Below are 24133 nucleotides of genomic sequence, written 5' to 3' on the forward strand. Positions count from 1 at the left end.
TATGCCCGCAAACCGCCGGAGCAATCAGCCGCCCCTCGCCTAGCCCCGGTCCGAACACCGGTCGAGCAGGCGATTCAGTTCGTCTCTATGACCTCGGTCACCGGGCGGCGCGGGGTGGATTCCAAGGGCGCCGCGGCGGGCGGCATGACGCCGACCCGGATCATGACGTGCGGATAAGCGCATTCCTGCAGGACCGTGGTGCGGATCTGGTCGCGTAGATCCAGCATGCCGAGGGGTTCGGATTGCAGGCTGGTCGCCAGGCCGAGGTAGGTGGCCTGCAGCAGGATCGCGCTCGTCGCCTGACCAGCGCGCAGCTGGGAGACGCGGTTGTCGTGCGGGGTGCACACGACCAGCCAGTGGGCGGAGTCGGGTTCGTCGGTGTACTCGGACAGTTCCGCTTCGGAGAAGACCCGCACCGGGAGTTCGTCCGAGGCCCGGGCGGCGGGCGCGTTGCGGGCAGGGACGCCGTGGGGCTCGCCGTGGCAGCCGCTCCACTGCTCCAGTTCCGCCAGATACTTCGTGTCCGTCGCGTGCCGGGCGGCGGCTCGGCGCATGGGAGCGGCCAGTTGGGAGAGCATGCTGTCCGGGACGTGCCGGGCCGCGGCCCCGAACTCGGCCGCGCATCGCGACACCGCCCGCAGGTCGCGCGCGGGCACCGGCCTGCCGGGATAGCGGCGCCGATCGGATTGGCGCAGGTGGATGGCGGCGGCGAGCCGGATATCGAGATCCGACGGCGGGCGCGGCGTGAACCGCACCGTCGCGAGGTGATCGGGTCGATCCGGATCGGGCAGCCGATCGATCTCGGCCTGCCAGCCCAGCATGGCGAAAGCCACTTCGAGATGATGCAGCGCGGCGCCGCAGCTCACCACGAGAGCGCGTGCCAGGGGGTCGGTCGCAGTGATCTGACGCCCGAAATCGGCGAACAGATCGACGCGGCCACGCTGGATTCGCCAGCGCCACGGTTGGGTGTTGTGCACCGAGGGAGCACGCACTGCCAATTCGAGTGCGTCTCGGCATGTTGTGATACTCGGCATGTCTCGCCAGACTCCTTCCTCTGCAGGTCGGCGTGCTGCGCTGGACCCGACCCTAGGTGGCGAAGCTGAGAAATTACACAGCCGGATAGACCTCGTTCGGGACGCTGGTGGCCGCTGCCCAGTGCAGCAGGCAGTCGCGGGTATCGAAGTGCCGCACCTCGCCCGCACCGAGGTCGACGGTGATCCATCGGTGGCTGACGTCGTGATCGATGCGCTGCCAGCTATCGCAACCATCGCGGTCGCAGTGTCGGGCCAAGGCCATCGGAACGCTCCTACTCGTGATGCGAAGGTCCAGGATATAGGGGCGTTCGATGTGGTCAGGACCACGCCGGCGACTCTGCACAAACGCCGGCAGACCGGGCTCGGTCCGATACCGAGCCCGGTCTGCCGGGGACTACTCTGCCGGGGACTACGCGGGCAGTCGCGCCTCGATCGCGCCGATGATCCGCGGACGCAGATCCGCGACGCTGACGATGGCGTCCACCGAGCCGACCTCGACCGCGCGCTGGATGTTGTGCACGCGGTCGAATTCCGCGGCCACATCGCCCAGCTTCTCCGCGCGCACCGAGGACCGTGTCTCGTCGAGTTCGGCACTCAACGTCGCGCGGTCGGTGCCGACGGCATTGGCAACCCGGCTTTCCAGCTCCCGCACGCGCGGATCGGCCGCGGTCCTGGCCTTCACCTCACCGGCGAACACCACCGCGGCGGCAGGCGCGCCGCCGAGCACCGAGGCGAACGACCCTTCGAGCGCGAGCACGGTCATGTTCGGGTTCAGCGCCTTCGAGAACACCACGAACGCACCGCCGTGGTAGCGCGAGATCACGCAGAACACGATGGGGCCGTCGAAATTCACGATGGCGCGGCCGATTTCGGCACCGTACTCGAGCTGCAGCTTGCGCATCGATTCGGGCGAGCCGTCGAAGCCGGACAGGTTCGCCAGCACCACCAGCGGCCGGTTGCCGCTGGCGGCGTTGATGGCCCGTGCGGCCTTCTTCGACGAACGCGGGAACAGCGTGCCCGCGGTGTAGGTGTCGGGGCCGTCGGTGGACGGGAAGCCGCGTCGCGCCACATTGCGTGACTCGATGCCCAACAGGCACACCGGGATTCCGCCGAGGTGCGCGTCGTGCACCACCGCGGTCTCGGCGTCGGCCATCCCGGCCCAGCGCTCCAGGACCGGGTGGTCCTGGTCGGCCAGTGCCCGCATCACCGTGCGAATGTCGAAGGGCTTCTTGCGATCCGGGTTGGCGGTGGCGGAGAAGATCTCGCCGACGGTGGCGAAGGTGCTGTCCGCCAGCGCATGCGGGAAGGCCGAGATATCGCGGTCGACGGGATCGCCGGTCGCGGCCCGACGCGGCGCCTGCTCCCCCGGGGCGACGTAGGTGTGGTCGTAATGGGCCATCAGCACATCGCGGGCGGCGGACAGGTTCGGCGCCCAGTACTGCGCCTGCCCGTTCGGGCCCATCACCCGGTCGTAGCCGCCGATGCCGAAGTTGTCCTCGGCCGAGACGCCGCCGGAGAAGTCGAGCGACTGCTTTCCGGTGAGCACCATGGCCGAGTCGGGCGTCATGACCAGCACACCCTTGGTGTGCATGAGCATGGTGGCCTCGGCATTCCAGTACGGCTGCGCGCCGACGTTGATGCCGGCGACCACGATATTGATCTCGCGACCGCCCTGGGTGAATTCGACGATCCGCTTGAGCGCGGCCGCGACCCAGTCCATGTTCTCGGTACCCGAGGACATCGAGATCCGCGCGCCCGAGGACAGCGCGTACCACTCGAGCGGCACCTGCAGGCTCTCGGCCAGATCCAGCGCGGCGATCACCCGGCGGCATTCCGGCTCCGAGAGCGCGCCGAGGGACTTGGTGGGGTCACCGAGCAGCAGCACGCGCGTGACGCCCTGCGGATGCTGCGCGGTCGCCGTGGTCACCACACCGGCGACGATCGCCGCGGTGTTGTGGCCCTTGGGCCGATCGACCGGCACCAGCGCGTGGTTGGCGTCGAGATCGTATTCGGCGAAGTCGCCGAGCAGCGACGTCAATTCGTACGGGTACACGGTGTTGCGGGCCGCGGCGCGCAGCACCTTCTGCCGGTATTCGTCCAACGGCTCGACAGGGTCGTCGGTTCGTTCGCCGACCGTCACCTCGGATCCGCCGTCGGGCCGGAACGAGATACGCACGCCGACCTTGGTGAGCTCGCCGGTCTCGGGATCGCGCTGGCGGGCGATGAGCAGGATCTCCTCGAGCCCGGCACCCGCGGCCGTCGGCAGCACGTGGCCGCCGATGGTCTCGAGCTCCGCGCGGGTGACATCCATGTGCGGCCAGATGTACATCACGATGCGGTTGGTGTTGAGCCGCTTGGCCGAGGGGAACCGCGACTGGGCCCGCCGGATCGAGTCGACGCAGGTGGCGATGGCGCTCTCGGCGGTGGGCAGGGCGACCAGCCGGCCGTCGTGATCGCGCAGCGCCGCGAGGTCACGGACCTGGGCGAAAGCGATCAGACGCTCGTCGGAGGGGTTCTCCTTGGCCACGGCGCGGAACAGGTAGACCTCCTCGTCCGAGGACGGCAACCGGGTGAGGTCGAACTTGCGCAGCCGTTCCAGCTGCATCCGCTGTGCGATGTAGGGGTGCAGCCCGCGGATCAGCCGTTCCTCGGCCATGCCGGTCACCGACGGACGGAAGGTGAAGTGGTGGTGCATGACCGAGCCGCCGCTGCCCGCGACGGTGGCGGTGATCCGGTGGACCTGATTCGGCACCGGGTGCGCGCCGAGCACCTCCTGCAGGGCCGCTGCCATCGCGTCGAAGTCCTCGGGCTGCGATTCCCAGCTGAGGTAGATGTCGGCGTCGATGGAGACGGCACCGCTCGCCAGTTCGGCGAGCCCGTCCAGCGCGGCGTCGAGCTTGTCGAAACCCACGGCGGTCGAGACCAGCGTCGAACCGTAGCGTTCGGCCACGACGAACGTGGTGTCGCCGACCTGTTCGGTACGGACGCCGGTGAGACCCTTGTTGCCGTAGTAGCGCCGCGTCAGCACCTCGAGCATCGAGGTGTGGTCGGGCTTGTCGCGCTCGAGCCGCTGGCCGAGCAGGCGCACCAGAGGTTCGGTGCTGCGCACCATTTCGGCGATCCTGGCGCCGCGATCGTCGGCGGCCGGGTTCGCGTCCAGGTAGCTCAGGTGCTTGCGGACGTTGGTGTACACGCGAGCACGGTTGCGGCGCAGCAGCGGCTGGCCGTACCAGGCGTAGACCAGACCGCGGGCGAGATCGGCGATCACCGGGAAACGCACCTGCGTCGCCGCGACGAGACGCTCCAGCGCCAGGCCCACCGGTTCGCGCAGCACCTGGTCGGGCATCGGCTCGCTCAGCCATTCGCGCAGCAGCGCGGTGACGACGGTGACGGTGTCGGTGGGTCGCTGCTGAGCGAGGAAGATCCGGAAGACCGCCGCTTCGAGGTCGGGCGTGCGGTCCAGCTCGGTGATCCCGTAGTGGCGCAGCGCCGTACCGAGTTTGGCCTGGTACGACTCGGGGAGCCCGGCCCGCTCGACATCGAGGCTCTGCAGGTAGGTGTGGAAGTACTCGCGGGCGCTGTGGACGTGGCCCTGGCCGTGATCGTCGTCGGCCGACCGGTTGTGGCTCAGCTCGGCGAGATCGGCGAACATCTGCACCAGTTCGAGCTCTTCGGCGAGCGGGCGCAGGCTGTCGGCGACCGCTTCGCGACGGGCCGTGAGGTAGTCGTCGAGGACGCGACGGTCGTCGTGCGGGTCCACGTCGAAGCCGAGCAGCAGGCTGCTCAGGTCCTGCAGGCCGCGAGCCACCCGCTCGTGTGCGCGCAACGGTGTCGGCGCGCTGGGCAGATCGAGCTCGACGGTGCCGGTGGTCTCGGCTTCGGCGGCTTCGTCGCCGTCGGCGAGCGGCTCGAGCCGCAGCAGCGGCGCACCCGCTTCCACCTGGGTACCGACGGAGACCGCGCATTCCTTCAAGCGTGCCCGGAACGGCGCGCGCAGCACCGTTTCCATCTTCATGCTCTCCAGCACCAGCACGGGCGCTCCGGCCTCGACCTCGGCGCCGACCTCGAGCGGCGTGCCGACGACCAGCGCGGGAGCGGGCGAGCGGACGACACCGCCCTCGTCGCGGCTGATCCGGTGGGTCACACCGTCGACGTCCACCACGTGGGTGGGCCCGTGGGTGCCGGTGATCAGGCGGTAGCGGGTGCCGTTGACGACGATCTGACCGGTGTGGTGATCGAAACGCTCCAGATCGACATCGGCGGTGCGCAATTCGCCACCGGCCTCGATGCCGACGCGGAAGCGGTGCGCGCCGATCCGGGCCACGCGTACGCGGTACCCGGCGCCGCGCAGCTTCAGGTCCAGTGGCCGTCCGCTCTCGTGCTGCACCTGCGGACGCCCGCCGGACGCGGTCGAGAGCAGCCGGTGCCGCTCGACCCGCTCGTCTTCCTCGTAGGCGTCGATCGCGGCCACCGCCAGCGCGACGGTGGAGTGCCGATGGGTCACCAGGCGGCCTTCGCCGCGCACCCGGTCGATCCAGCCGGTATCGGCGCTGGCGTCGATGACCTCGGGCTGGTCGAGCAGATCGAGGACGAAACTCTTGTTCGTCGCGCCGCCTTCGATGACGACGCGGGTCTGGGACATGGCCCGGCGCAGCCGGCCGAGGGCCTCGTCGCGATCGCGGCCGTAGGCGATGATCTTGGCGATCATCGAGTCGAAGTCGGCGGGGATCGTGTCACCCTGGCTGACGCCGGTGTCGACGCGGATACCCGGTCCGGCGGGCAGATCGAGGCGCACGATGCGGCCCGGGGCAGGCGCGAAGTCGCGATCGGGGTCTTCGGCGTTGAGGCGGGCTTCGATGGCGTGGCCGCGCTCGACCGGCGGCTCGCCCTCGAGCTTGATGCCCGAGGCCACCCGCAGCTGCGCGTGCACCAGGTCGAAACCGGTGGTGAGCTCGGTGATCGGGTGCTCGACCTGCAGACGGGTGTTGACCTCGAGGAACGCGAACAGCTGGTCACCGGGGTGGTAGAGGAACTCGACGGTCGCCGCGCCGCAGTACCCGACCGCGATCGCCAGGCGCTCGGCGGAGCCCTTGAGTTCGGCGGTCTGCTCGGCGCTCAGCACGGGAGAGGACGATTCCTCGATCACCTTCTGATTGCGTCGCTGCACCGAGCAGTCACGCACGCCGAGCGCCCACGCGGTGCCCTGGCCGTCGGCGATCACCTGGACCTCGACGTGGCGGGCACCCGTGACCAGGCGCTCCAGGAAGACGACGCCGCTGCCGAAGGCGCGCGCGGCCTCCTGCTTGGTGCGCTCGTAGGCGTCGACGAGTTCGGCCTCGTTGGTGATCACGCGGATACCGCGACCGCCGCCGCCCGCGGTGGCCTTCAGCATCAGCGGGTAGCCGATCTCGGTGGCCGCTTCGATGGCGTCTTCGACGGTGTCGACCGCGCCCCGGCTCCACGGCGCGACGGGCACGCCGACTTCCTCGGCGATCAGCTTGGCGCCGATCTTGTCACCGAGCTTGCGCATCGCCTCGGCGCTGGGCCCGACGAAGGTGACGCCGATGTGCTCGCACAGTTCCGCGAACGCGGGATCCTCGGCGACGAACCCCCAGCCGACCCAGGCCGCGTCGGCCTTGGTGGCCACGAGGGCGTTCTCGAGGGCTTTGAGGTCGAGATACGGGCGCGCCGAGGCCGGACCGAGGTCGTAGGCGAGATCGGCTTCCCGGACGAAGGTGGCAGTCCGGTCGACGTCGGTGTGCAGGGCTACGGTTTCGATCGGTAGCCCGGTTGCCGCCGCCAGATCACGGACGGCATGGATGAGGCGCATAGCGGCCTCGCCCCGATTCACGATGGCGATACGGCTGAACACTCGCCGACTCCTTCCATTTACCCAGGACATCGTCCTGCGGGTGAGATTTGCAACTCCCGGTCCGTGCGCAGTCTGCACCCCCGTGCCCCATATACAAGCACCGTGCGCGGGTTACCGGCACGTAGCCAAGGCACGAGCGGCCGCCGAGCACCATACAACCCGGCGGACGCGACCGGTCGAAGGCGCTGAGATGACGGCTGGCGGGCGTCACGATGCCCGCTGGTTGAACAAGTATCTCCCCTAGGCGAGTGGACGGCCAAGGTCTGCGGTCCCGGACCATCCACTCACTTCGAAATCCTATCAATCATGTTGACCTACAACATATTCGAGGTGCCATCGCGCCCGTCCCGCCGAGCGTGGGCACGGGCGGGCCATCGACTGTCATCCGTTCCACAATCACGCGCCCGAGATCGTGAGTTCTGCCAGCCCGCGCGCCGAATCGGTCGCTTCGGCACGTGGGCTTCTACCGTCGGGTCCGTGTCAGAAGCCTCCTCCGATAGCGCCACCACGTCCTACGACTACGACGTCTTGATCGTCGGGTCGGGGTTCGGCGGCAGTGTCACCGCCCTGCGCCTGGTGGAAAAGGGGTACGCCGTCGGCGTGCTCGAGGCCGGTCGCCGGTTCGCGGACGCGGACTTCGCGGCGACCAACTGGGATCTGCGCCGCTACCTGTGGGCCCCACGATTGGGCTGCTACGGGATTCAGCGCATCCACCGCCTGCGTGATTGCTTCATTCTGGCCGGCGCCGGGGTCGGCGGCGGTTCGCTCAACTACGCCAACACCCTCTACAAACCTGGCGCGGCGTTCTTCGGCGACCGTCAGTGGGCCGGCATCACCGACTGGGACGCCGAGCTCAGCCCCCACTACGACCAGGCCCGCCGGATGCTCGGCGTCGTGCGCAACCCGCACATGACTCCGGCCGACACGATCATCGAGTCGGTGGCCCACGAGATGGGAGTCGGTGACACCTTCGTGCCGACCCCGGTCGGGGTGTACTTCGGCGAACCAGGCCGGACCGCCGCCGACCCCTACTTCGGCGGCGTCGGCCCCGAGCGCACCGGCTGTATCGAGTGCGGGGAATGCATGACCGGCTGCCGTCACGGCGCCAAGAACACCCTGGTCAAGAACTATCTCGGGTTGGCGGAGCAGGCCGGCGCCGTGGTCTCGCCGATGACCACGGTGACCGCGATCCGGCCACAGCCCGACGGCAGCTGGCTGGTCGACACCGAACGCACCGGAAGCTGGGTCCGCAAACGCCGCGCCACTCTGTCGGCGCGGCAGGTCGTCCTGGCCGCCGGCACCTGGGGCACCCAGCACCTGCTGTTCCGCATGCGCGACACCGCGGTACTTCCCGAGATCTCGCCGCGGCTCGGTGTGCTCACGCGCACCAACTCCGAAGCCATCCTCGGCGCCGGACGCACCGAGGTCGACCCCGCCGTCGACATCACCAAGGGCGTGGCGATCACGTCCTCGTTCCACCCCACGCCGAACACCCACGTCGAGCCCGTGCGCTACGGCAAGGGTTCCAATGCGATGGGATTGCTCAACACCTACCTGGTCGACGGCGATCAGCGGCTGCCACGATGGTCGCGGGTGCTGCTCATCGCCGGGCGGCACCCGGTACAGACCGTGCGGCTGCTGCGCACCACCCGGTGGAGCGAACGCACGCTGGTCCTGCTGGTGATGCAGAGTCTGGACAATTCGATCACCACCTACACCCGGCGCGGGGTGTTCGGTCGCCGGTTCACCAGCAAGCAGGGATTCGGCGAACCCAACCCGTCCTGGATCCCACCCGGGCACGAGGCGACCCGGCACGTCGCCGCGAAACTCGGTGCCACACCGGGCAGTACCTGGCCGGATGTGTTCAACGTCCCGATGACCGCCCACTTCATCGGCGGTTGCGTGATCGGCACCGATCCGAGCGACGGCGTCATCGACCCCTACCACCGGGTCCACGGTTACCCCGGTCTCAGCGTCGTCGACGGTTCGGCGATCTCGGCCAACCTCGGCGTCAATCCGTCACTGACGATCGCGGCCCAGGCCGAACGCGCGGCCGCGCTGTGGCCCAACAAGGGCGAATCGGATCCCCGCCCGGCACCGGGCGATCCCTACGAGCGGATCGCCGCGGTGGCGCCGAACAGCCCCGTTGTGCTGGCCAGATCGGCCGCCGCGCTGCGCCTGCCGATCTGGCCGGTCTCCACGTCCACCCGCGAGGACAGCTGAGCTCGGTGTAGAGAATGCGATGAGATAGCCGACCGAGACTTTGTGACCTCTCCCGCCTCCCCCGCTTATCGCGCTGCCCCACCGCGATTCGACTACCGTCGCGCACAGCATTTGAGTTGGTTGGAAGGTGGCAGTAAGCGTGGTAAGTACCAAGGCGAAGCTCGACGGGCTGGCCGAGATTCTGGCGATCGCCGCGGAACCGGCAGGTGAGGCCGCCGTAGCCAAGCGAGCGAAGAAGGGCGTTCCCAGCGTTCGCGAGCGGATGAACATGCTGCTCGACCCCGGAACATTCATCGAGATCGGAGCGTTGGCCCGTCAGCCCGGACAGCCTGATGCCCTCTACGGTGACGGACTGGTGACCGGTCGTGGGTTGATCCACGGCCGGACAGTGATCGTGATCGCTCACGATCCGACCGTGTACGGCGGGTCCGTCGGCATCACGGCGGCGCGCAAGTTCATGCAGGCGCTGAAACTCGCGTTCGACAACGGCTGCCCGGTGGTGACGATCAACGAGTCCCCCGGCGCGCGGGTTCAGGACGCGGCCGGTTCGCTCGCCTCGTTCGGCGATATGACCCGGGTGCTGGAGAAATTGTCGGGCTATGTGCCGCAGGTGTCGATCATGCTCGGCAAATGCGCCGCGGGCTCGGTCTACGGGCCGATCAACACCGACGTGCTCGTCGGCACGAAGGACACCTACATGTTCGTCACCGGGCCTGACGTGATCAAGGCCGTCAACGGGGAGGACATCAGCGCCGAGGCGCTCGGTGGGGCGGAGGTGCAGGCCAAACGTGGCACCCTGCATCACGTCGCCGACAACGAGCAGGAAGCCTTCGACTGGGCCCGCAACTACCTCAGCTACATGCCGTCGAGCTGCCTCGAGCAGCCGCCGATCGTCAATCCCGGCCTGGAACCCGACATCACCGCCTACGACCTGGAACTCGAGACGATCATCCCGGATTCCGATCGTGCGGGCTACGACATGCACGACGTCCTGTTGCGCCTGTTCGACGATGGTGAATTCCATGAGATCCGAGCGGCTTTCGCCCCGAACCTGATCACCGGGTTCGCCAGGGTCGACGGCTACCCGGTCGGCGTGATCGCCAATCAGCCACTGGTCCTCGGCGGGTCCGTCGACGCCGCCTGCTCCGACAAGGGGACCTACTTCATCCGGCTGTGCAACGCCTTCAACATCCCGCTGATCTTCGTCACCGACACCCCCGGCGTGCTGCCCGGCCTCGATCAGGAAGACGCGGGCGTGATCATCCGTGGTGGCCGCATGCCGCGGGCGATCATCGAGGCGACCATACCGATCATCAGCCTGGTGGTGCGCAAGTCCTATGGCGGCGCCTACGGAATGATGGGGTGCCGTCAGGTCGGTGCCGACGTCAGCTTCGCCTGGCCGACCGCCCGGATCGCCGTGATCGGCGCCGAGAGCGCGGTAGACCTGGCCGCCAAACGCCAATTGGCCGCTGTCCCCGAGGAACACCGCGCCGCGGCACGCGATTTCATGATCAACCAGTACAACGAGACCATCGCCACCCCGTGGGTCGCCGCCGAGCGCGGCTACATCGACGCGGTGATCGAGCCCTCACGCACCCGCCTCGAGATCCGGCACGCACTGCGCCTGCTGCGCGACAAGCCGCCGGTCAAGCCGGAATTCAACCCGCGCAAGCACCCGCTCTATCCCATGTGATCAGCCTGCGCGCGAACTGGTTTCGCTCGGGCTTCGATAGAGCTCTGTTGATCCGGATCCACGATGGGCCCGGATCAACAGCGCTGCGCGCAGGTGGCACAGGCCGGACACGTCGTTGAGGTCGAACCCGGTCATCTGGCCGATCCGTTTCAATCGGTAGTCGACGGTATTGGTGTGGATGAACATGGCGCGCGCGGTCCGCGAGCGCTGCATATTCGTGGACATGTACACCTCGAGCGTCCGCAACAACTCCGGATGCGCTTCGAGGGAATCGACGATGGAACTCAGATAGTCGCGCGCGGGACCCGGCCGGGTCAGTTGATATTCGAAAGCCAATTCGTGGGGGCGATATACCTTGCTCGGACCACCGAATCGATGCACGATTTCGACGAGTTCGTGGACCTGCTCCGCGGCTCGCGGGATTTCGGCCGGCGTCGCCGACGTCGCCACCGCGCGCACGGGCACCTGTGCCGCGGCGGACAGGTGAACGATCAGCTCGTCCAATTCCGTCTGGGAGAATTCGTGCGCGGGCAGCAGCAGTGTGCCGCCGTCCACGCTCAACAGCGACAGCACTTTCCCGTCACATCGGTCCGCCAGTTCGGCCTGCACCCGGCGTAATTTGCGTCGAGCGACGACTTTCGCGTCGAGGGTGGGATCGAATTCCTCTGCGTGCGGCGGTAGTTCCAGTGCCATCACGTGATAGCGATCGGCGACTTCGATGCCGCATTCCCGCGCCATCGTCGAGGTGTTCTGACCGCCTAGCAGGGCCGAGGTGAGGGTGTGCACCGCGGTGTGATGCTCACTGTCCACCGATCGCAATTCGCGGACGTAGGCCACCGAGACCGCCGAAGTGATCATTTTCTGTGCGTCCATCAGCCGTCGAGCCACCCCGACCACGGTGTCGTAGTCATGATTGGTGACATTGGTGATGACGAGATCGAAGCCGAGTTTGAAGCCCTCGTGCACGGCGTCGTGAATGGTGTCGATCGGGATTCCCTCGCGCGCCCAATCGGCGGCGGCGGCCTGTACTCGTTCCACCCGTCCCGGGATATCGCGGCCGTCGAGCATGCTCCTGGTGAGCTCCAGACAGACACGGGTCACCGTGGTGACATCTCCGTCGAGCGCTTCGCCGGGCAGCGTGCCGCACGGGACGACATTCTCGATGAAATGCACCACCATTTGGCGGGATATCGTCCGCACATCCTTCAAGGGGTTCGACACCGGCCGCCCCGAAACGGTCAGGAACGGCTCGATGGACGTTGCGCCAGCCATGATGAATCCTTCCCACCCAGATCACTGGGCAAGCCCCCAAACTACCGTGAACAACAATCCCCCGTCCAACCTTCACTTGTGACAAAGGTCAAGAGAAGGCTGGATCAATGATGCTTTCCGACAAAGAAGCCCGCGGGCCTGCGGGTCCACGACGGTGCGGCGGTGGCGGATCCGAACCGGAGCCGCGCACATCTTCACTCCGTGAACGGTGTCGCCACCGCCGCATTTAGCCGTATCAGCCGGTTACAGACAGAGGCTGACCTCGAGCACCGGGAGCGGAAGGGGGACACACACTTCCACCGAACCCGAGACGGGCGCGGGCGCCGCGGCCGTGGCGGTACCGGCGCCGATCGCACCGGCGGACAGCACGATCGCGGCGACGGCGAGCGGACGGGAAATTCTGGAGTTCATACGGTCATCCTTATGTGGACTCTGTGAAGCATCCCAGCTTCGGGACATCTCGATCAGATCACGGTCACCACTCCGGCCGCTATCACCGCGCACAGGTTTTGACGTTCCAATTCCCTTTCCGCGGAATTGTCATGGATTGCCACAACAATTTCCATCGCGAACTTCTCGCGTTTCGTACCGCCTTCAGGTATTGCGTGGCCGTCGGTCCCGAGCGGGATTCGGGACCGGTTGGGGCACTTGACGCATGAGCCATCTGCGCGGGCCGCCGCCCGGCAGGTCTAGCACCGCGGTCGTGTCGAATCCGAGGCGTTCATAGAAGGACAGGTTGTGGGGATTCGTCGTTTCCAGGTGGACGGGGACGCCGTCGGCAGCGGCTCGATACATTCCCGCCGCGATCAGATCCCGTCCGTGTCCGCGCCCACGCGCCGCCGCGGAGACACCCACCGCCAGCAGGTGCCAATGCTGCTCCTGCACGCCTGCCGCGTAGGTCGCGCGCGCACCGGCGCGTGCGCGCCCGGCGTGCGAACCGTAGGTGTGGATCGATGTCAGCTGTCGGCCCAGCGTCGCTCGGGGCAGGATGTGGAAGGTCGCCAGCCATGCCGCGACGCCGACGATCGCGCCGGTGCTGTCGAGCGCGAGGTCGACGCCGTCGCTGCAATCGCGGGCGTCATCGAGCGAGGATCGAAACGAGCGGACGAGCCGGGTTCGGCGGCTGGATTCCTTCGGGTGCAGCCACAGGGTCGCCGGATCGTCCGCCAGGGATGCCGCCAAGAGTTCGGCGGCGGCACCGAAGTCCTTCCGGTTGCCGGGCCGAATCCGCCGAGCATCTTCCTGTACCGCATCGTCCACGGGCGGAATGATAATGGCGAGTCGTCCGTCCGGCTGCTCGAGCAGGGCGATCAGACCCGAACGGCTCGGCCACGCAGGTAGGCGATGACGTTCTCGGCGCCCGGCCCGTTCGGATCGGCGGCGGACAACCGGAACCGGGTCACCGCGTTATCGAGTCGCGGTCCGGGTCCGTGTTCGGCGAGCAGAACGATGATCGCCTCCTGCACTGCGGGCCGTGGATTCGGGTCCGCCAGTAGTTCGTCCAGGTAGGCGTCCGGTTCGAGCAGTCGCAGTGCGCGGCGCGCGTAGGCATGCACGCGCACCGGCAAGTCGGCGCGCACGGTGTCGACGTCGGCCTGGAGTGCGGGGCGCTCGCGGTGGGCCGGATCGACGCGCAGCGACCACAACTCGGTCAGCTCCGCGCTCACACCGTGGTTGTCGATCAACCCGGGCCCGGTCGCGTGTTCGAGCGCTGTCGGCGGGAGGTCTCGCTCAGCGTCGCGCCATGCGCAGAATTCCCACCAGGCAGTCGGCGTCGCGCTGAGCTCGAGACCGAATCCGAGCGCCTGCTGACCATCCGTCCAGGTCCGCTGGACGCGGGTGCGGCGGATCGCGGCGACGCCGCCCTCGGTGACCTGGGTCCAGGATGCTTCCGTTCCGTGAAAGCCGTATGGCCGCAACAGCTTTCCCGCCTCGCGGGTCAAGCGGCGTAGCGCAGAGTCCGGTCCGTCCATGAGAGCAGACTAACTTCGCGCACCGACAAGTTCGGTTCACCGAGCCACAGCGCCCGCTCCACCGCATGTCGCGGCGGAGCGGGGTTCGGGTTCGCTCGTACTAGGAATCGACGACGCGGGTGCCCGTCGTCGCCGCCAGAACCGCCGCGGTGACCTGATCAGGCGCCTCGACCATCACCAGGTGCCCCGCGCCCTCGACGACAATCGCCCGCGAGGGCGCCAAGGTGCGGTTCAGTGTGGCGCCTGCCCGAGCGCACAGCACTCGGTTGCGACTGCCCCAGACCGTGGTGATGGGCGGAAAGTCGCGGGGCGGCACGAACTCGTCCAGTTCGCCGAGCCGCGGAATCTCCCGGGAGATAGCGGCGGTGACCATCAGCCGGCGGGGTTTTGTCCAGCTCTCGCGCAGGTGCGCGACGATGTCGGCCGCGTGCGGCGCTTTCTCCGAACCCAGCTGTTCTGCCACGATCAGTCCCGCCACCGGGCCGGGAACACGGACACGTGCGAGCAGTGCGTCGAGGTGCACGCGCCGACCGAGTTGAGCCGCCCACCCGGTCCGGGTCGGGCGCAGGGTGGCCGGGGTCAACGGACTGCTCAGTACCAGTGACCGCACCCGGTCGGGATTGCGCTGGGTGTAGAGCAGCGACAGCGCGCTGCCGAAACAGTGCCCGACCAGCGTCACATCGCGTAGATCCTGTTCCTCGAAGAACGCGGTGACCATGGCGAGATAGTTCTCGACGGTGTATCCGTCGTCGGGGGCGTCGGAATCGCCGTAGCCGATGAGGTCGATCGCGAAGACCCGATGCGTCTGCCGCAGGGCATCGAATTGGGCACGCCAGATGTGGCGGTCACCGCCGAGGTTGTGCAGGAAGACGATCGGGGGCCCGGTACCCGCCTCGTCGTAGGCGATCGCAGTTGCGCGAAAGTCGAAATACCGCATCCCCGGGCTTCCTTCCGGTGGCAGCCACGTGACCACGTCGTCGTGGTCATCTCACGGTAGCGCCGACCCTTGGCCCGCACGGCGAAACTCTCGCTTCTCCCGCGCGGCGCGCCACACCGGTCAGTCGAGGCAGAACTCGTTGCCCTCGGGGTCGGTCATCACGATCCACCCGGCACTCATCGGCGGCTCGGGCTCGAAGCGCTCGACCCGCTTCCCACCCAGCGCGACCAGTCGCGCGCACTCGGTCTCCAACGCCGCCATCCGCTCGTCCCCCTGCAACCCGGGCGCCGCCCGCACATCGAGGTGGACCCGGTTCTTCGCTGCCTTGCCCTCGGGTACCCGCTGGAAGAACACCCGCGGACCGTGGCCCTCCGGATCCTCGATCGCCGACTTCGAGTTCCGCTCCTGCGCCGGAACCCCGATCCGCGCGAGGAACTGATCCCACACCACGAGCGGGTCGACCCCGGCAGGCACCTCGACGCCCGGCGGCCCCGGATGCACATACCCCAGCGCATCCCGCCAGAAAGTCGACAGCGCGGCCGGATCGTGCGCGTCGAAGGTGATCTGGATATGACGGCTCATCATTACTCCGTTTCCTGGCAACCGAACTCACGACCTGACAGATCTTCGGTCACCGTATGTCAGAGGTCCGACAATCTGCCGCGGTAGTCGCCGGTGACGGTGATTCGCCCAGTCCGACGCTGGCGTGGACGGTCTTCATCCAGGCGGGGGCCCACCAGCAGTCGTCGCCGAGCAGTTTCATCGTCGCCGGCACCAGGAGCATGCGCAGGACGGTGGCGTCGATGATGAGCGCCGCGATCATGCCGTAGGCGACGTATTGCATCAGGACCAGGTCGGAGAAGGCGAAGGCGCCGGTGACGACGAGCAGGATCAGGGCGGCGGCGGTGATGATGCGGCCGGTGTGCGCGGTGCCGATGCGCACAGCCTCCGTCGTGGAGGCACCGGCGGCCCGCGCTTCGACCATCCGTGACAGCAGGAAGACCTCGTAGTCGGTGGACAGGCCGTAGATGATGGCGATGATCATCACCAGCATGTTGGCCTGGATGGGTTGCGGGGTGAAGTTCAGCAGGCTCGCACCGTGACCGTCGATGAAGATCACGGTGAGGATGCCCAGCGTCGAGCCGAGGCCGAGCGCGCTCATCAGCGCGGCCTTGATCGGCAGGATCAGCGAACCGAAGGTCAGGAACATCAGCACTGTGGTGACGAGCAGGACGAGCGCGATCATCCACGGGATGCGCTCGAGCAGCGCGTCGATGCTGTCCTTCTGGATGGTGGGGACGCCGCCGACGAGCATCTGGACCCCGTCGGGAAGTTCGATGCCGCGCAGGTAGTCGATGGTGTCGCCGGCCGCATCGGAGTCGGTGAGTGTGGTCGTGGTGCGGTAGACATCCGACTGCACCGGCGAGCGCGACGGCAGTTCGAACTTCGCCGCCAGCCCGGGTGCCTGGTTGGCCAGTTTCAGGGCCGTCCCGATCGCGACGCTGTCATCGGAGACGAAGATCAGGTCGATCGGATCGGATCTGCGACCGGGGAAGGTGGCGTCGATCTGCTCCTGCGCGACGCGAGTGCTGTTGTCCGGCGGCAGATATCGCTCGCTGAAGCCGCCGAAGGCGAGATTGCGGGCAGGCAGTATCAGCAGCACCAGCACCACGCACAGCACACTCGCGATCTTCACCGGATGCCGCATCACCCACTGGGTGCTGCGACCCCAGAAACCGTTCTCCACTTCGAGCGCGGACTTCGTCCTCCGGAGACGTCTACTGCCCCACCGGTCCACGCGCGCACCGAGAATCGCGAGCATCGCGGGCAGCAGGGTGATCGCGGTGAGCGCCGCCAGCGACACGGTCGCGATGGCACCGTAGGCGATGGATTTCAGAAACCCCTGCGGGAACAGCAGCATGCCGCCCGCGCTGGCGATGATCATCGTCGCGGAGAACACCACGGTGCGCCCCGCGGTCGTCATCGTGCGCCGCACCGCCGTCGCGGTGTCGTGACCTTCGGCGAGTTCCTCACGGAAGCGACTCACGATGAACAGCCCGTAGTCGATGGCCAATCCGGCGCCGATCATCGAAACAACCGGCGCGACGAAAGAGTTCACCTCGGTGACGTAGGTGAAGGTGCGCACGATCCCGCTCGCGCCCGCCATCGTCAGCCCGCCGACGATCAACGGCAGCGCGGCCGCCACCACACCGCCGAAGATGAAGAACAGCAGCAGCGCGACCACCGGGAAGGCGAGGACTTCCATCCGCCGGATGTCGTCGGACAGCGTGTCGTTGAGTGTTCCCGCCACCGGTTGCAGGCCGCCCACCTGCACCTCGACACCGGGAATCGTAAAGGCGTCCTTCACCTTTCTGGTGTTGCGCAGCATCTCGGTGTCGTTGTCGCCGACGATGGCGACGGCGGCGACCGCGCGGGTGCGGTCGGGCGTGGCGAACAGGGGACCACTCGCCCGGCCCGTTTCCGTCGGCCAGTAGGCCCCGTTGACGCCCGCTATCGCGCCGGGATACGCACGCGGCAGACCGTTGAGGTTGTCGACGATCTTGCGGCTGAACTCCGGATCGTCGACGGTCCTGCCGGGCGGCGCGGTGTAGAGCACCACCACATCGAGGTCGTGGTTGCGCCCGAACGCACTGTCCGCCAATCGCCCTGCCAGCGCGGATTCCGACCCGGGATCGTCCATGCCGCCCGAGCTCAGCTCGTCGTGCAGCCCCAGGCCGTACCCGCCCAGCGCCAGCAATGCGGCCACGACGACGCCGAGTACCGCGAACCGGAATCGATGGACCAGATCTCCCCAGCGCGCGAACACTAGCTCGCCATCCGTTCGCCGGTTCCGAGCGCAATCTCCAAGAGGCCGCATCCTTTCACGTGGTCCGCCTGATGTGCCTCCCACCAAAAGTACCGCCACTTCGCGATTTTCCACCGAGCGACATACGCGAGCAGCCTCACCGCGAGGCGGCCTGCCCTACGACCGTGTGCGCTGGTCGACGCCGGCCCCCCGCAGTGCGGCGATCAGGAAATCGTTGACCGCGTCGGTTCGCTCGAGGTGGACGAGGTGGCCCGCGCCCGGAAGTTCCACGACTGCGCGAAGGTCGGTGACATTCGCGCGGAGCGTGGCGAGGGGGTCACGACCGCTGAAGCCCTCCATGTCGGGGTCGTTCTCGCCGTAGAGGAAATAGGTCGGGACCTCGATCCGAGCCTCGGCGAAGGGCTCGGTGAGCTCCCAGTTGCGATCGAGGTTGCGGTACCAGTTCAAGCCTCCGGTGAAACCGGTGCGTTCGAATTCGGTGGCGAGGGTGTCGAATTCGTCCTCGGTGAGCCAGGTCCACGGCAGCGCGGGCGCCTCGGGCAGCACATCCAGGTACCCGAGACCCGGCGGGTTCTTCCAGGTGTCGAGATAGTGGTAGTCGCCGGAGAGGGAGAAGTAGACGCGGGACAGGAATTCCCTCGGTCGCGCGGCGAGTTCGGCATCGGCGACGCCGGGTTCCTGGAAGTAGGACAGGTGCAGGAAGTGCCGCTGGGCAGCCTTGGTCCAGAAGGCCGACGGCGGGCGCGGCGGGCGCGGCGAATACGGATTGTTCAGCACCACAGCGGCTTCCACGCGTTCGGGAGCGCGTAGCGACAGTTCCCACACCAGTTGGGCACCGAAATCGAGGCCGACGAACACGGCCTTCTCGGCGCCGATGTCGTCGAGCAGTGCCAGGAGGTCGCCGATCACGGCCGCATTGGTGTAGGCGGCGACGTCAGCGGGCGCCTCGGTGCGGCCGTACCCGCGCAGGTCGGGCGCGATGGCCCGGAATCCCGCCTCGGCTACAGCGTCGATCTGCCGGTGCCAGATGAACCCGGTGTGCGGAAAGCCGTGACAGAACACGACCGGGTAGCCCTGCCCCTGCTCGGTGACATGCATCCGGATTCCGCCCGTGTCGAGGAATCTCTGCTCCACTACCGCCTCCAATTTCTAGAACGTGTTCTGATTTGACGGTAGTGTCCGGAGGTCATGAGCGGAACACCCAAGATTCTGGCCGGGCGCGTCGCGGTCGTCACCGGGGCAAGTCGTGGCATCGGCAAAGGCATCGCCCTCGAATTGGGCGCGGCGGGCGCGACCGTGTACGTCACCGGGCGCACCACCGAGCCGGGCAGACTGCCCGGCACCGTGCAGGAGACCGCCGCGATGGTCAGCGAGTTCGGCGGGCACGGCGTCGCGGCGGTCTGCGATCACCGCGACGACGATGCGGTCGACAAGCTCTTCGCCCGGATCCGCGAGGAGCAGGGCCGCCTGGACGTGCTGGTCAACAACGTCTACAACTCCCCCGCCGCCGCCCGCTGGCTGGGCCGCAAGTTCTGGGACGTGCCGCCCAAGGCCTGGGACGAGACCTTCGAGATCGGCGTGCGATCGCACTACGTGGCCAGCGTTTTCGCCGCGCCACTGCTGATCGAGTCGGCCGGGCTCATCGTCAATGTCTCCTCCCCTGGCGCACGGCGGTACATGCACAATGCCGTCTACGGCGTCGGCAAGACCGCGCTGGATCGGCTCACCGCCGACCTCGCCCACGACCTGGTCGGCACCGGGGCGACCGCCGTCTCGATCTGGCCCGGAATCGTGGATACCGAACTGCTGCAACTGGTGCCGGCCGACGAGCACGGCCGCCGCCGGGTGACCCTGCCCGGCGAGGGCTCCTTCGATCTCGACACCGCCGAGACCCCGCGCTTCCCCGGGCGCGCCGTGGTGGCGCTGGCCGCCGACCCGGGCCGGTCGACTCGCTCCGGGAAGTCCTGGAAAGTCGCCGACCTCGCCGAGGACTACGGGTTCACCGACATCGACGGACGCATCCCGCGCGCCGACTGACTCCCTCTAGAATTACCTGCGACAGTGCGTTACATTTACATTGAGGATCAGCCGCTCGATGGCTGTCCAGGTGACAACGGAGAGAAACAATGACGTTCTCGAAAACCGCGGCTGCCGAGTACGCCGAAACCCTGCACACACTGTCGGAAGGGTCGGTCCATCGCCGGTTCGACCCCTACCTCGACATCGACTGGGACGCACCGGAACTCGCGATCGATCGCGACGATCCTCGCTGGGTGCTCTCCGACGAGCTCGACCCACTCGGCGCCACGAGCTGGTATCAGAACCTGCCACTGGAGCGCCGGATCGAGATCGGGCGGTGGCGGCAAGCCAACGCGGCCAAGGTCGGGCTGGCGTTCGAATCCATCCTGATCCGCGGGATGATGCAGTACGCGATGACCTTGCCCAACGGCTCCCCCGAATTCCGGTACTGCCTCCACGAGATGACCGAGGAGTGCAACCACATCCAGATGTTCCAGGAGCTGGTCAATCGCATCGGCGACGATGTGCCGGGCATGCGGCCGATGTTCCGGAGGATGTCGCCGTTCATCGGCGTCGCGGGCGGCTATTTCTGGGCCATTCTGTTCATCGGCATCCTCGGCGGCGAGGAACCGATCGACCACTATCAGAAGGCGCTGATCCGCTCCGACAAAGAGACCCAGCCGGCCCTGCTGCGGATCATGCAGATCCATATCGCCGAGGAAGCGCGCCATATCTCGTTCGCCAACGAGTTCCTGCGCACCCACGTCGCCCGGATGGGTCCAGTGCGCACCGCGGTCTGCGCGGTGGCGTTTCCGATCGCGATGCGCTGGCTGGCCGACGAACTGGTCAAGCCGTCGAAATCCTTCGCCACCAAGTTCGACATCCCCGACGACGTATTCGACGACGCGTTCTGGCGCAGCCCCACCTCCCGCCAGATCCTCAGTGGATTCTTCGGCGACATCCGCACGCTGGTCGACGAACTCGGCATGATGAACCCGGTGACCCGACAGCTGTGGAAGCTACTGAAAGTCGACGGCGGCTATACCCGCTACCGTGGTGAGCCGCAACGCCGCGCGAGCTGATCGCGACTGATGCCGAGGGAATAACCCGCGCCGTCGTCAACTAAGATCAACGACGGTAATTCTCGGCACCCGAACGAACAGGACTCCCATGGCGCGCAAAGTCGTTGTCACACTTGTCGATGATTTCGATGGCACGTCGGCTGCCGATGCGACTGTCACATTCGGAATCGACGGGGCGGCCTACGAAATCGACCTGTCGGATGCCAACGCGGCGCAGTTGCGTGAGGTATTCGAACAGTGGGTTCCGTACGCGCGCCGCACCGGCCGCGCGAAGGCGGGCGCCGCACGTCGTCTCGGCGCGGCACCGGCGGCCGAATCCACCCGTCGCAACGATCTGACCGAGATCCGGGCGTGGGCTTCGCAGAACGGGCACACGGTGTCCAGCCGCGGCAGGATCTCGGCGGACGTCATCTCGGCCTACGAGCAGGCCTCGGCGTAAATTTTCGGTTCGTCGACAGCACGGCGCGCATTCCCTCCGCGCGCCGTGCTGTTTTCGTTTCCGTGGGGCAACGCGATATCGGAGTTCTTCCTTCGTCGGTGTCGAAGATTATGCCAGCCGTCGAAGCCGGCGACCGGACGAGCGGCGAACACCGATCGCCCTGTGCGAGTGGACAACCGGCTCGCGGTAGAGTGCGCGTGAACGTTCGCGGGGTGTCGGCGCTTGATTCGGGGGAATACGGTGGACGAAGTCTTGACCTTGATCGGGTTGGGTGGGCTGATCCCCACGATGATCGCCGCGGTGTCAGCGTGGTTCTCCGCCACATTCAGCCGGCGCATCAGTAAGCGGGCCATCGAAATCACCATGACCGGCGACGCCACCGTCCCGGTGGTCTCGACGCCGACCGAAACAGCGGATCCGACCGCCGACAGCACCGGGACGCCGCGTCATCGCACGGAGGAATACCTTCGCCAGGTGCGCAGCGCGATGGCGCAGAGCACAGCCTTCTTCTGGGCGTACATGATCAGCGGGTGCTGCGGCGTCGTGGTGGTGCTCGCCGCGGCGTCGATGGTCGCGTTCGGCAATCGCGACGCCGCCGCGGCGACCTCGATCATGGGCGCGGTGCCGGTCGGGATCACCGCGTTGTTCTACAAGCGTTCCACCGACCTCGACAAGATCGTGGGCGAGAATCTCACCCGCCTGAGCAAAGCCGACGAGATCGCCGAAGCCAATCGCTCCGCCCACGATGTGGTGTCGCGGATGGGCGTCGGTGCCGATCAGGACCGGCTTCTGGCGATGATCGGTGTGCGGCAGCTCTTTCCGTCCGCCACACCCGCGGAGGTGGCTGAGCTTCTTCGCACGGTGCCCGTGGAATCCGGGCCGGTGAGTTCGCGGGTGTGACGTGCGCGCGGCGGTCAGTTGCCGTACTGCGCGGTCTCCGGGCGCTCGATCAAGAGCACGTGCGCGACCTCGTCGGCGACCGGCCGGTGCCGAATTCCCCTGGGCACCACGAATATTTCGCCGGGATGCAGAACCACGGGTGCGCGGTCTTCCAGTTCGACACGGAACGTGCCGTCCCAGCAGAGGAACAGTTCGTCTTCGTCGTGGTGGTGCCAGGCAAACTCACCCGCCAGCCGCGCGAGGCGGACGACGGTGTCGTTGACCGTGGCCAACTCGTGTTGCTGGAACGGGCCGGGCAGGGCGGCGATAGCCGCGGGGATCGAGACGGAACCGGTGGTGCTCGAGGCTGTCATGGTGATCATCGTCGGGCCGCCCGGGGCGCCGATCCAGCGCCAAACGGGCATAATTGGTTTGCCTATGGAGCCAATTGATGTGACAGATCGGCTCGGTCGCTGGTCGGCGGGGCGTGGGCCCCTGTACGCCCTGCTCGCGGCGGCGTTGCGCGGGCTGATCGAGGACGGCGAACTGCCGCCGGGGGCGCTGCTGCCGCCGGATCGGACGCTCGCCGTCGCCTTGTCGGTCGGGCGGAGCACCGTGGTCGCGGCCTACGACCTGCTGCGGGACGAAGGCCGGATCGTGCGACGCCAGGGCAGCGGCACCCGGGTCGCGGGGACGCCACGGGTCGAACCGCCCGAGACCACGAGTGAGCCGATGTTCCTCGACCTGCTCGAGCCGCGGTCCGACGTGATCTCGCTGGCGTGCGCGGCCCCGGACCGGCCGCCCGTCGCGGTGGCCGAGTCCTACGCGGCGATGCTGCCCGCCTTGGCCGCGACGACCGACGACATCGGCTACTACCCGTCGGGCCATCCGACGCTGCGGGAAGCCGTCGCCGAGTACTACCGGGGGCGCGGGCTGCCGACCGAGGCGGGGCAGATCCTCGTCACCGCCGGTGGGCAACAAGCGCTGTCGTTGCTGGCCATGGCCTACCTTCGGCCCGGCGATCACGTCCTCGTGGAAGCACCGACCTACCCGGGGGCGTTGGAAGCCTTCCGCGCGGAAGCGGCGGTCGTCTCCGGATTGCCGCCCGGACTGCACGGTTTCGCGGGTGCGATCCGCGACCGCCGGCCCACTCTCGCCTACGTGATCCCCACCTACCAGAACCCGACAGGGTCGGTGCTGTCCACGCTCGCGCGCCGCGGCCTCGCGGAAACAGCGGCAGCGGAGGGGATTGCGCTGATCGACGACGAGGTGCTCGCCGAACTCGGCTTTCCGGGGCACGAGACTCCGCCACCCCTTGCCGTGTTCGCCGGCACCGTGATCACCATCGGTTCGCTGAGCAAGAGCGTCTGGGGCGGACTGCGCATCGGCTGGATTCGCGCGGCGACCCCCGTCGTCGGCAAGCTCGCCAGGCTGCGCGCGGTACACGATCTCGGCGGTAACCTTCCCGCCCAACTGGCCGCGGCCGAGCTACTGCCCCGGCTGGGCGGTCTGCTGCGCAGTCAGGCCGCCGAACGCGAACGTCGCCACGACCACCTGCGCGCCGAGCTCGCGCGCCGAATCCCCGCATGGGACGCGCCGCCGGTCCGGGGCGGACAGACACTCTGGATCCGGCTGCCTCACGGCGACGGCGCCTCGTTTGCCCAAGCCGCACTGCGACACCGTGTGTCGATCCTCGCGGGCGGCGGTCTCGATCCGACCGGTGGCAGCGACCATGATCTGCGGATCCACTTCCTGCATCCGCTGGAGACTCTCACCGCCGCAGTCGAGCGCCTCGCCGAGGCGTGGCGCACCTACCGCCCGCCGGCCACGCCCACCACCGCCGCGCCTGCGCTCGCGGTGTAGCCGACGCGGAGGTTGACCTT

19 protein-coding genes are annotated in these 24133 nt (G+C 67.7%); 7 read left to right on the forward strand and 12 right to left on the reverse strand.

The genetic code is table 11. The features are described from left to right. Positions 1–74: 74 nt before the first annotated feature. From ACFWFP_RS13590 to ACFWFP_RS13600, 3 genes are all read right to left on the reverse strand, one after another. On the reverse strand, positions 75–1034 hold the full coding sequence (locus tag ACFWFP_RS13590; protein ID WP_379295045.1) for an Acg family FMN-binding oxidoreductase: 960 nt from the start codon (positions 1032–1034) through the stop codon (positions 75–77). Between the two features lie 73 nt (positions 1035–1107). Further along, complete coding sequence (locus ACFWFP_RS13595) at positions 1108–1296, reverse strand: hypothetical protein (protein ID WP_379295046.1); 189 nt, start codon at positions 1294–1296, stop codon at positions 1108–1110. A 147-nt stretch (positions 1297–1443) separates the two neighbouring features. Then, positions 1444–6906, reverse strand: coding sequence for a carboxyl transferase domain-containing protein (locus ACFWFP_RS13600; protein ID WP_379295047.1), 5463 nt, complete (start codon positions 6904–6906; stop codon positions 1444–1446). A 477-nt stretch (positions 6907–7383) separates the two neighbouring features. On the opposite strand from ACFWFP_RS13600, the gene ACFWFP_RS13605 reads away from it, so the two are divergent. Both ACFWFP_RS13605 and ACFWFP_RS13610 read left to right on the forward strand, forming a co-directional pair. After that, the gene (locus ACFWFP_RS13605) at positions 7384–9129 is read left to right on the forward strand and encodes an FAD-dependent oxidoreductase (RefSeq protein ID WP_379295048.1); all 1746 of its coding nucleotides are present in this window, start codon (positions 7384–7386) and stop codon (positions 9127–9129) included. A gap of 139 nt (positions 9130–9268) precedes the next feature. Next, positions 9269–10822, forward strand: coding sequence for an acyl-CoA carboxylase subunit beta (locus ACFWFP_RS13610; protein WP_379295049.1), 1554 nt, complete (start codon positions 9269–9271; stop codon positions 10820–10822). On the opposite strand, the gene ACFWFP_RS13615 is transcribed toward ACFWFP_RS13610, so the two are convergent. From ACFWFP_RS13615 to ACFWFP_RS13650, 8 genes are all read right to left on the reverse strand, one after another. Then, positions 10823–12094: a PucR family transcriptional regulator gene (locus tag ACFWFP_RS13615; RefSeq protein WP_379295050.1), complete on the reverse strand. Its 1272-nt coding sequence runs from the start codon at positions 12092–12094 to the stop codon at positions 10823–10825. 243 nt (positions 12095–12337) lie between these two features. Continuing rightward, positions 12338–12505: a hypothetical protein gene (locus ACFWFP_RS13620; protein ID WP_165610405.1), complete on the reverse strand. Its 168-nt coding sequence runs from the start codon at positions 12503–12505 to the stop codon at positions 12338–12340. Between the two features lie 183 nt (positions 12506–12688). Then, positions 12689–13354, reverse strand: coding sequence for a GNAT family N-acetyltransferase (locus ACFWFP_RS13625; protein WP_379295051.1), 666 nt, complete (start codon positions 13352–13354; stop codon positions 12689–12691). Positions 13355–13404: 50 nt separating this feature from the next. Further along, positions 13405–14067 carry a hypothetical protein gene (locus ACFWFP_RS13630; protein WP_379295052.1) on the reverse strand — a complete coding sequence of 221 codons (663 nt, stop codon included), beginning with the start codon at positions 14065–14067 and terminating at the stop codon, positions 13405–13407. 100 nt (positions 14068–14167) lie between these two features. Further along, on the reverse strand, positions 14168–15004 hold the full coding sequence (locus tag ACFWFP_RS13635; RefSeq protein WP_379295053.1) for an alpha/beta fold hydrolase: 837 nt from the start codon (positions 15002–15004) through the stop codon (positions 14168–14170). Between the two features lie 120 nt (positions 15005–15124). Next, positions 15125–15586 carry a VOC family protein gene (locus ACFWFP_RS13640; protein ID WP_379295054.1) on the reverse strand — a complete coding sequence of 154 codons (462 nt, stop codon included), beginning with the start codon at positions 15584–15586 and terminating at the stop codon, positions 15125–15127. A gap of 49 nt (positions 15587–15635) precedes the next feature. After that, on the reverse strand, positions 15636–17831 hold the full coding sequence (locus tag ACFWFP_RS13645; RefSeq protein ID WP_379295055.1) for an MMPL family transporter: 2196 nt from the start codon (positions 17829–17831) through the stop codon (positions 15636–15638). Positions 17832–17987: 156 nt separating this feature from the next. Further along, positions 17988–18929: an alpha/beta fold hydrolase gene (locus ACFWFP_RS13650; protein ID WP_379295138.1), complete on the reverse strand. Its 942-nt coding sequence runs from the start codon at positions 18927–18929 to the stop codon at positions 17988–17990. Between the two features lie 90 nt (positions 18930–19019). On the opposite strand from ACFWFP_RS13650, the gene ACFWFP_RS13655 reads away from it, so the two are divergent. The 4 genes from ACFWFP_RS13655 to ACFWFP_RS13670 all read left to right on the forward strand — a co-directional run bounded on the left by ACFWFP_RS13655 (position 19020) and on the right by ACFWFP_RS13670 (position 22271). Further along, positions 19020–19868, forward strand: coding sequence for an SDR family NAD(P)-dependent oxidoreductase (locus ACFWFP_RS13655; protein WP_379295056.1), 849 nt, complete (start codon positions 19020–19022; stop codon positions 19866–19868). Between the two features lie 89 nt (positions 19869–19957). After that, positions 19958–20932 carry a diiron oxygenase gene (locus tag ACFWFP_RS13660; RefSeq protein ID WP_379295057.1) on the forward strand — a complete coding sequence of 325 codons (975 nt, stop codon included), beginning with the start codon at positions 19958–19960 and terminating at the stop codon, positions 20930–20932. Between the two features lie 88 nt (positions 20933–21020). After that, complete coding sequence (locus ACFWFP_RS13665; RefSeq protein WP_378630144.1) at positions 21021–21371, forward strand: Lsr2 family protein; 351 nt, start codon at positions 21021–21023, stop codon at positions 21369–21371. A 240-nt stretch (positions 21372–21611) separates the two neighbouring features. After that, positions 21612–22271, forward strand: coding sequence for a hypothetical protein (locus ACFWFP_RS13670; RefSeq protein WP_379295058.1), 660 nt, complete (start codon positions 21612–21614; stop codon positions 22269–22271). 14 nt (positions 22272–22285) lie between these two features. On the opposite strand, the gene ACFWFP_RS13675 is transcribed toward ACFWFP_RS13670, so the two are convergent. Beyond that, complete coding sequence (locus ACFWFP_RS13675) at positions 22286–22624, reverse strand: cupin domain-containing protein (protein WP_379295059.1); 339 nt, start codon at positions 22622–22624, stop codon at positions 22286–22288. A gap of 79 nt (positions 22625–22703) precedes the next feature. Here ACFWFP_RS13675 and ACFWFP_RS13680 point away from each other — a divergent pair, with 79 nt between their 5' ends. Then, positions 22704–24113, forward strand: a complete 1410-nt coding sequence (locus tag ACFWFP_RS13680) for a PLP-dependent aminotransferase family protein (RefSeq protein ID WP_379295060.1) — start codon at positions 22704–22706, stop codon at positions 24111–24113. The last annotated feature ends 20 nt before the right edge of the window (positions 24114–24133 follow it).

The organism is Nocardia sp. NPDC060249, assembly GCF_042728755.1.
Taxonomy (GTDB): domain Bacteria; phylum Actinomycetota; class Actinomycetes; order Mycobacteriales; family Mycobacteriaceae; genus Nocardia.

Excerpts from the sequence above, each read along its gene's own strand:
- ACFWFP_RS13590 (WP_379295045.1), bottom strand. The coding sequence starts at position 1,034 with ATGCCGAGTATCACAACATGCCGAGACGCACTCGAATTGGCAGTGCGT.
- ACFWFP_RS13595 (WP_379295046.1), bottom strand. The coding sequence starts at position 1,296 with ATGGCCTTGGCCCGACACTGCGACCGCGATGGTTGCGATAGCTGGCAG.
- ACFWFP_RS13615 (WP_379295050.1), bottom strand. The coding sequence starts at position 12,094 with ATGGCTGGCGCAACGTCCATCGAGCCGTTCCTGACCGTTTCGGGGCGG.
- ACFWFP_RS13620 (WP_165610405.1), bottom strand. The coding sequence starts at position 12,505 with ATGAACTCCAGAATTTCCCGTCCGCTCGCCGTCGCCGCGATCGTGCTG.
- ACFWFP_RS13630 (WP_379295052.1), bottom strand. The coding sequence starts at position 14,067 with ATGGACGGACCGGACTCTGCGCTACGCCGCTTGACCCGCGAGGCGGGA.
- ACFWFP_RS13635 (WP_379295053.1), bottom strand. The coding sequence starts at position 15,004 with ATGCGGTATTTCGACTTTCGCGCAACTGCGATCGCCTACGACGAGGCG.
- ACFWFP_RS13640 (WP_379295054.1), bottom strand. The coding sequence starts at position 15,586 with ATGAGCCGTCATATCCAGATCACCTTCGACGCGCACGATCCGGCCGCG.
- ACFWFP_RS13650 (WP_379295138.1), bottom strand. The coding sequence starts at position 18,929 with ATGCATGTCACCGAGCAGGGGCAGGGCTACCCGGTCGTGTTCTGTCAC.
- ACFWFP_RS13655 (WP_379295056.1), top strand. The coding sequence starts at position 19,020 with ATGAGCGGAACACCCAAGATTCTGGCCGGGCGCGTCGCGGTCGTCACC.
- ACFWFP_RS13660 (WP_379295057.1), top strand. The coding sequence starts at position 19,958 with ATGACGTTCTCGAAAACCGCGGCTGCCGAGTACGCCGAAACCCTGCAC.
- ACFWFP_RS13665 (WP_378630144.1), top strand. The coding sequence starts at position 21,021 with ATGGCGCGCAAAGTCGTTGTCACACTTGTCGATGATTTCGATGGCACG.
- ACFWFP_RS13675 (WP_379295059.1), bottom strand. The coding sequence starts at position 22,624 with ATGACAGCCTCGAGCACCACCGGTTCCGTCTCGATCCCCGCGGCTATC.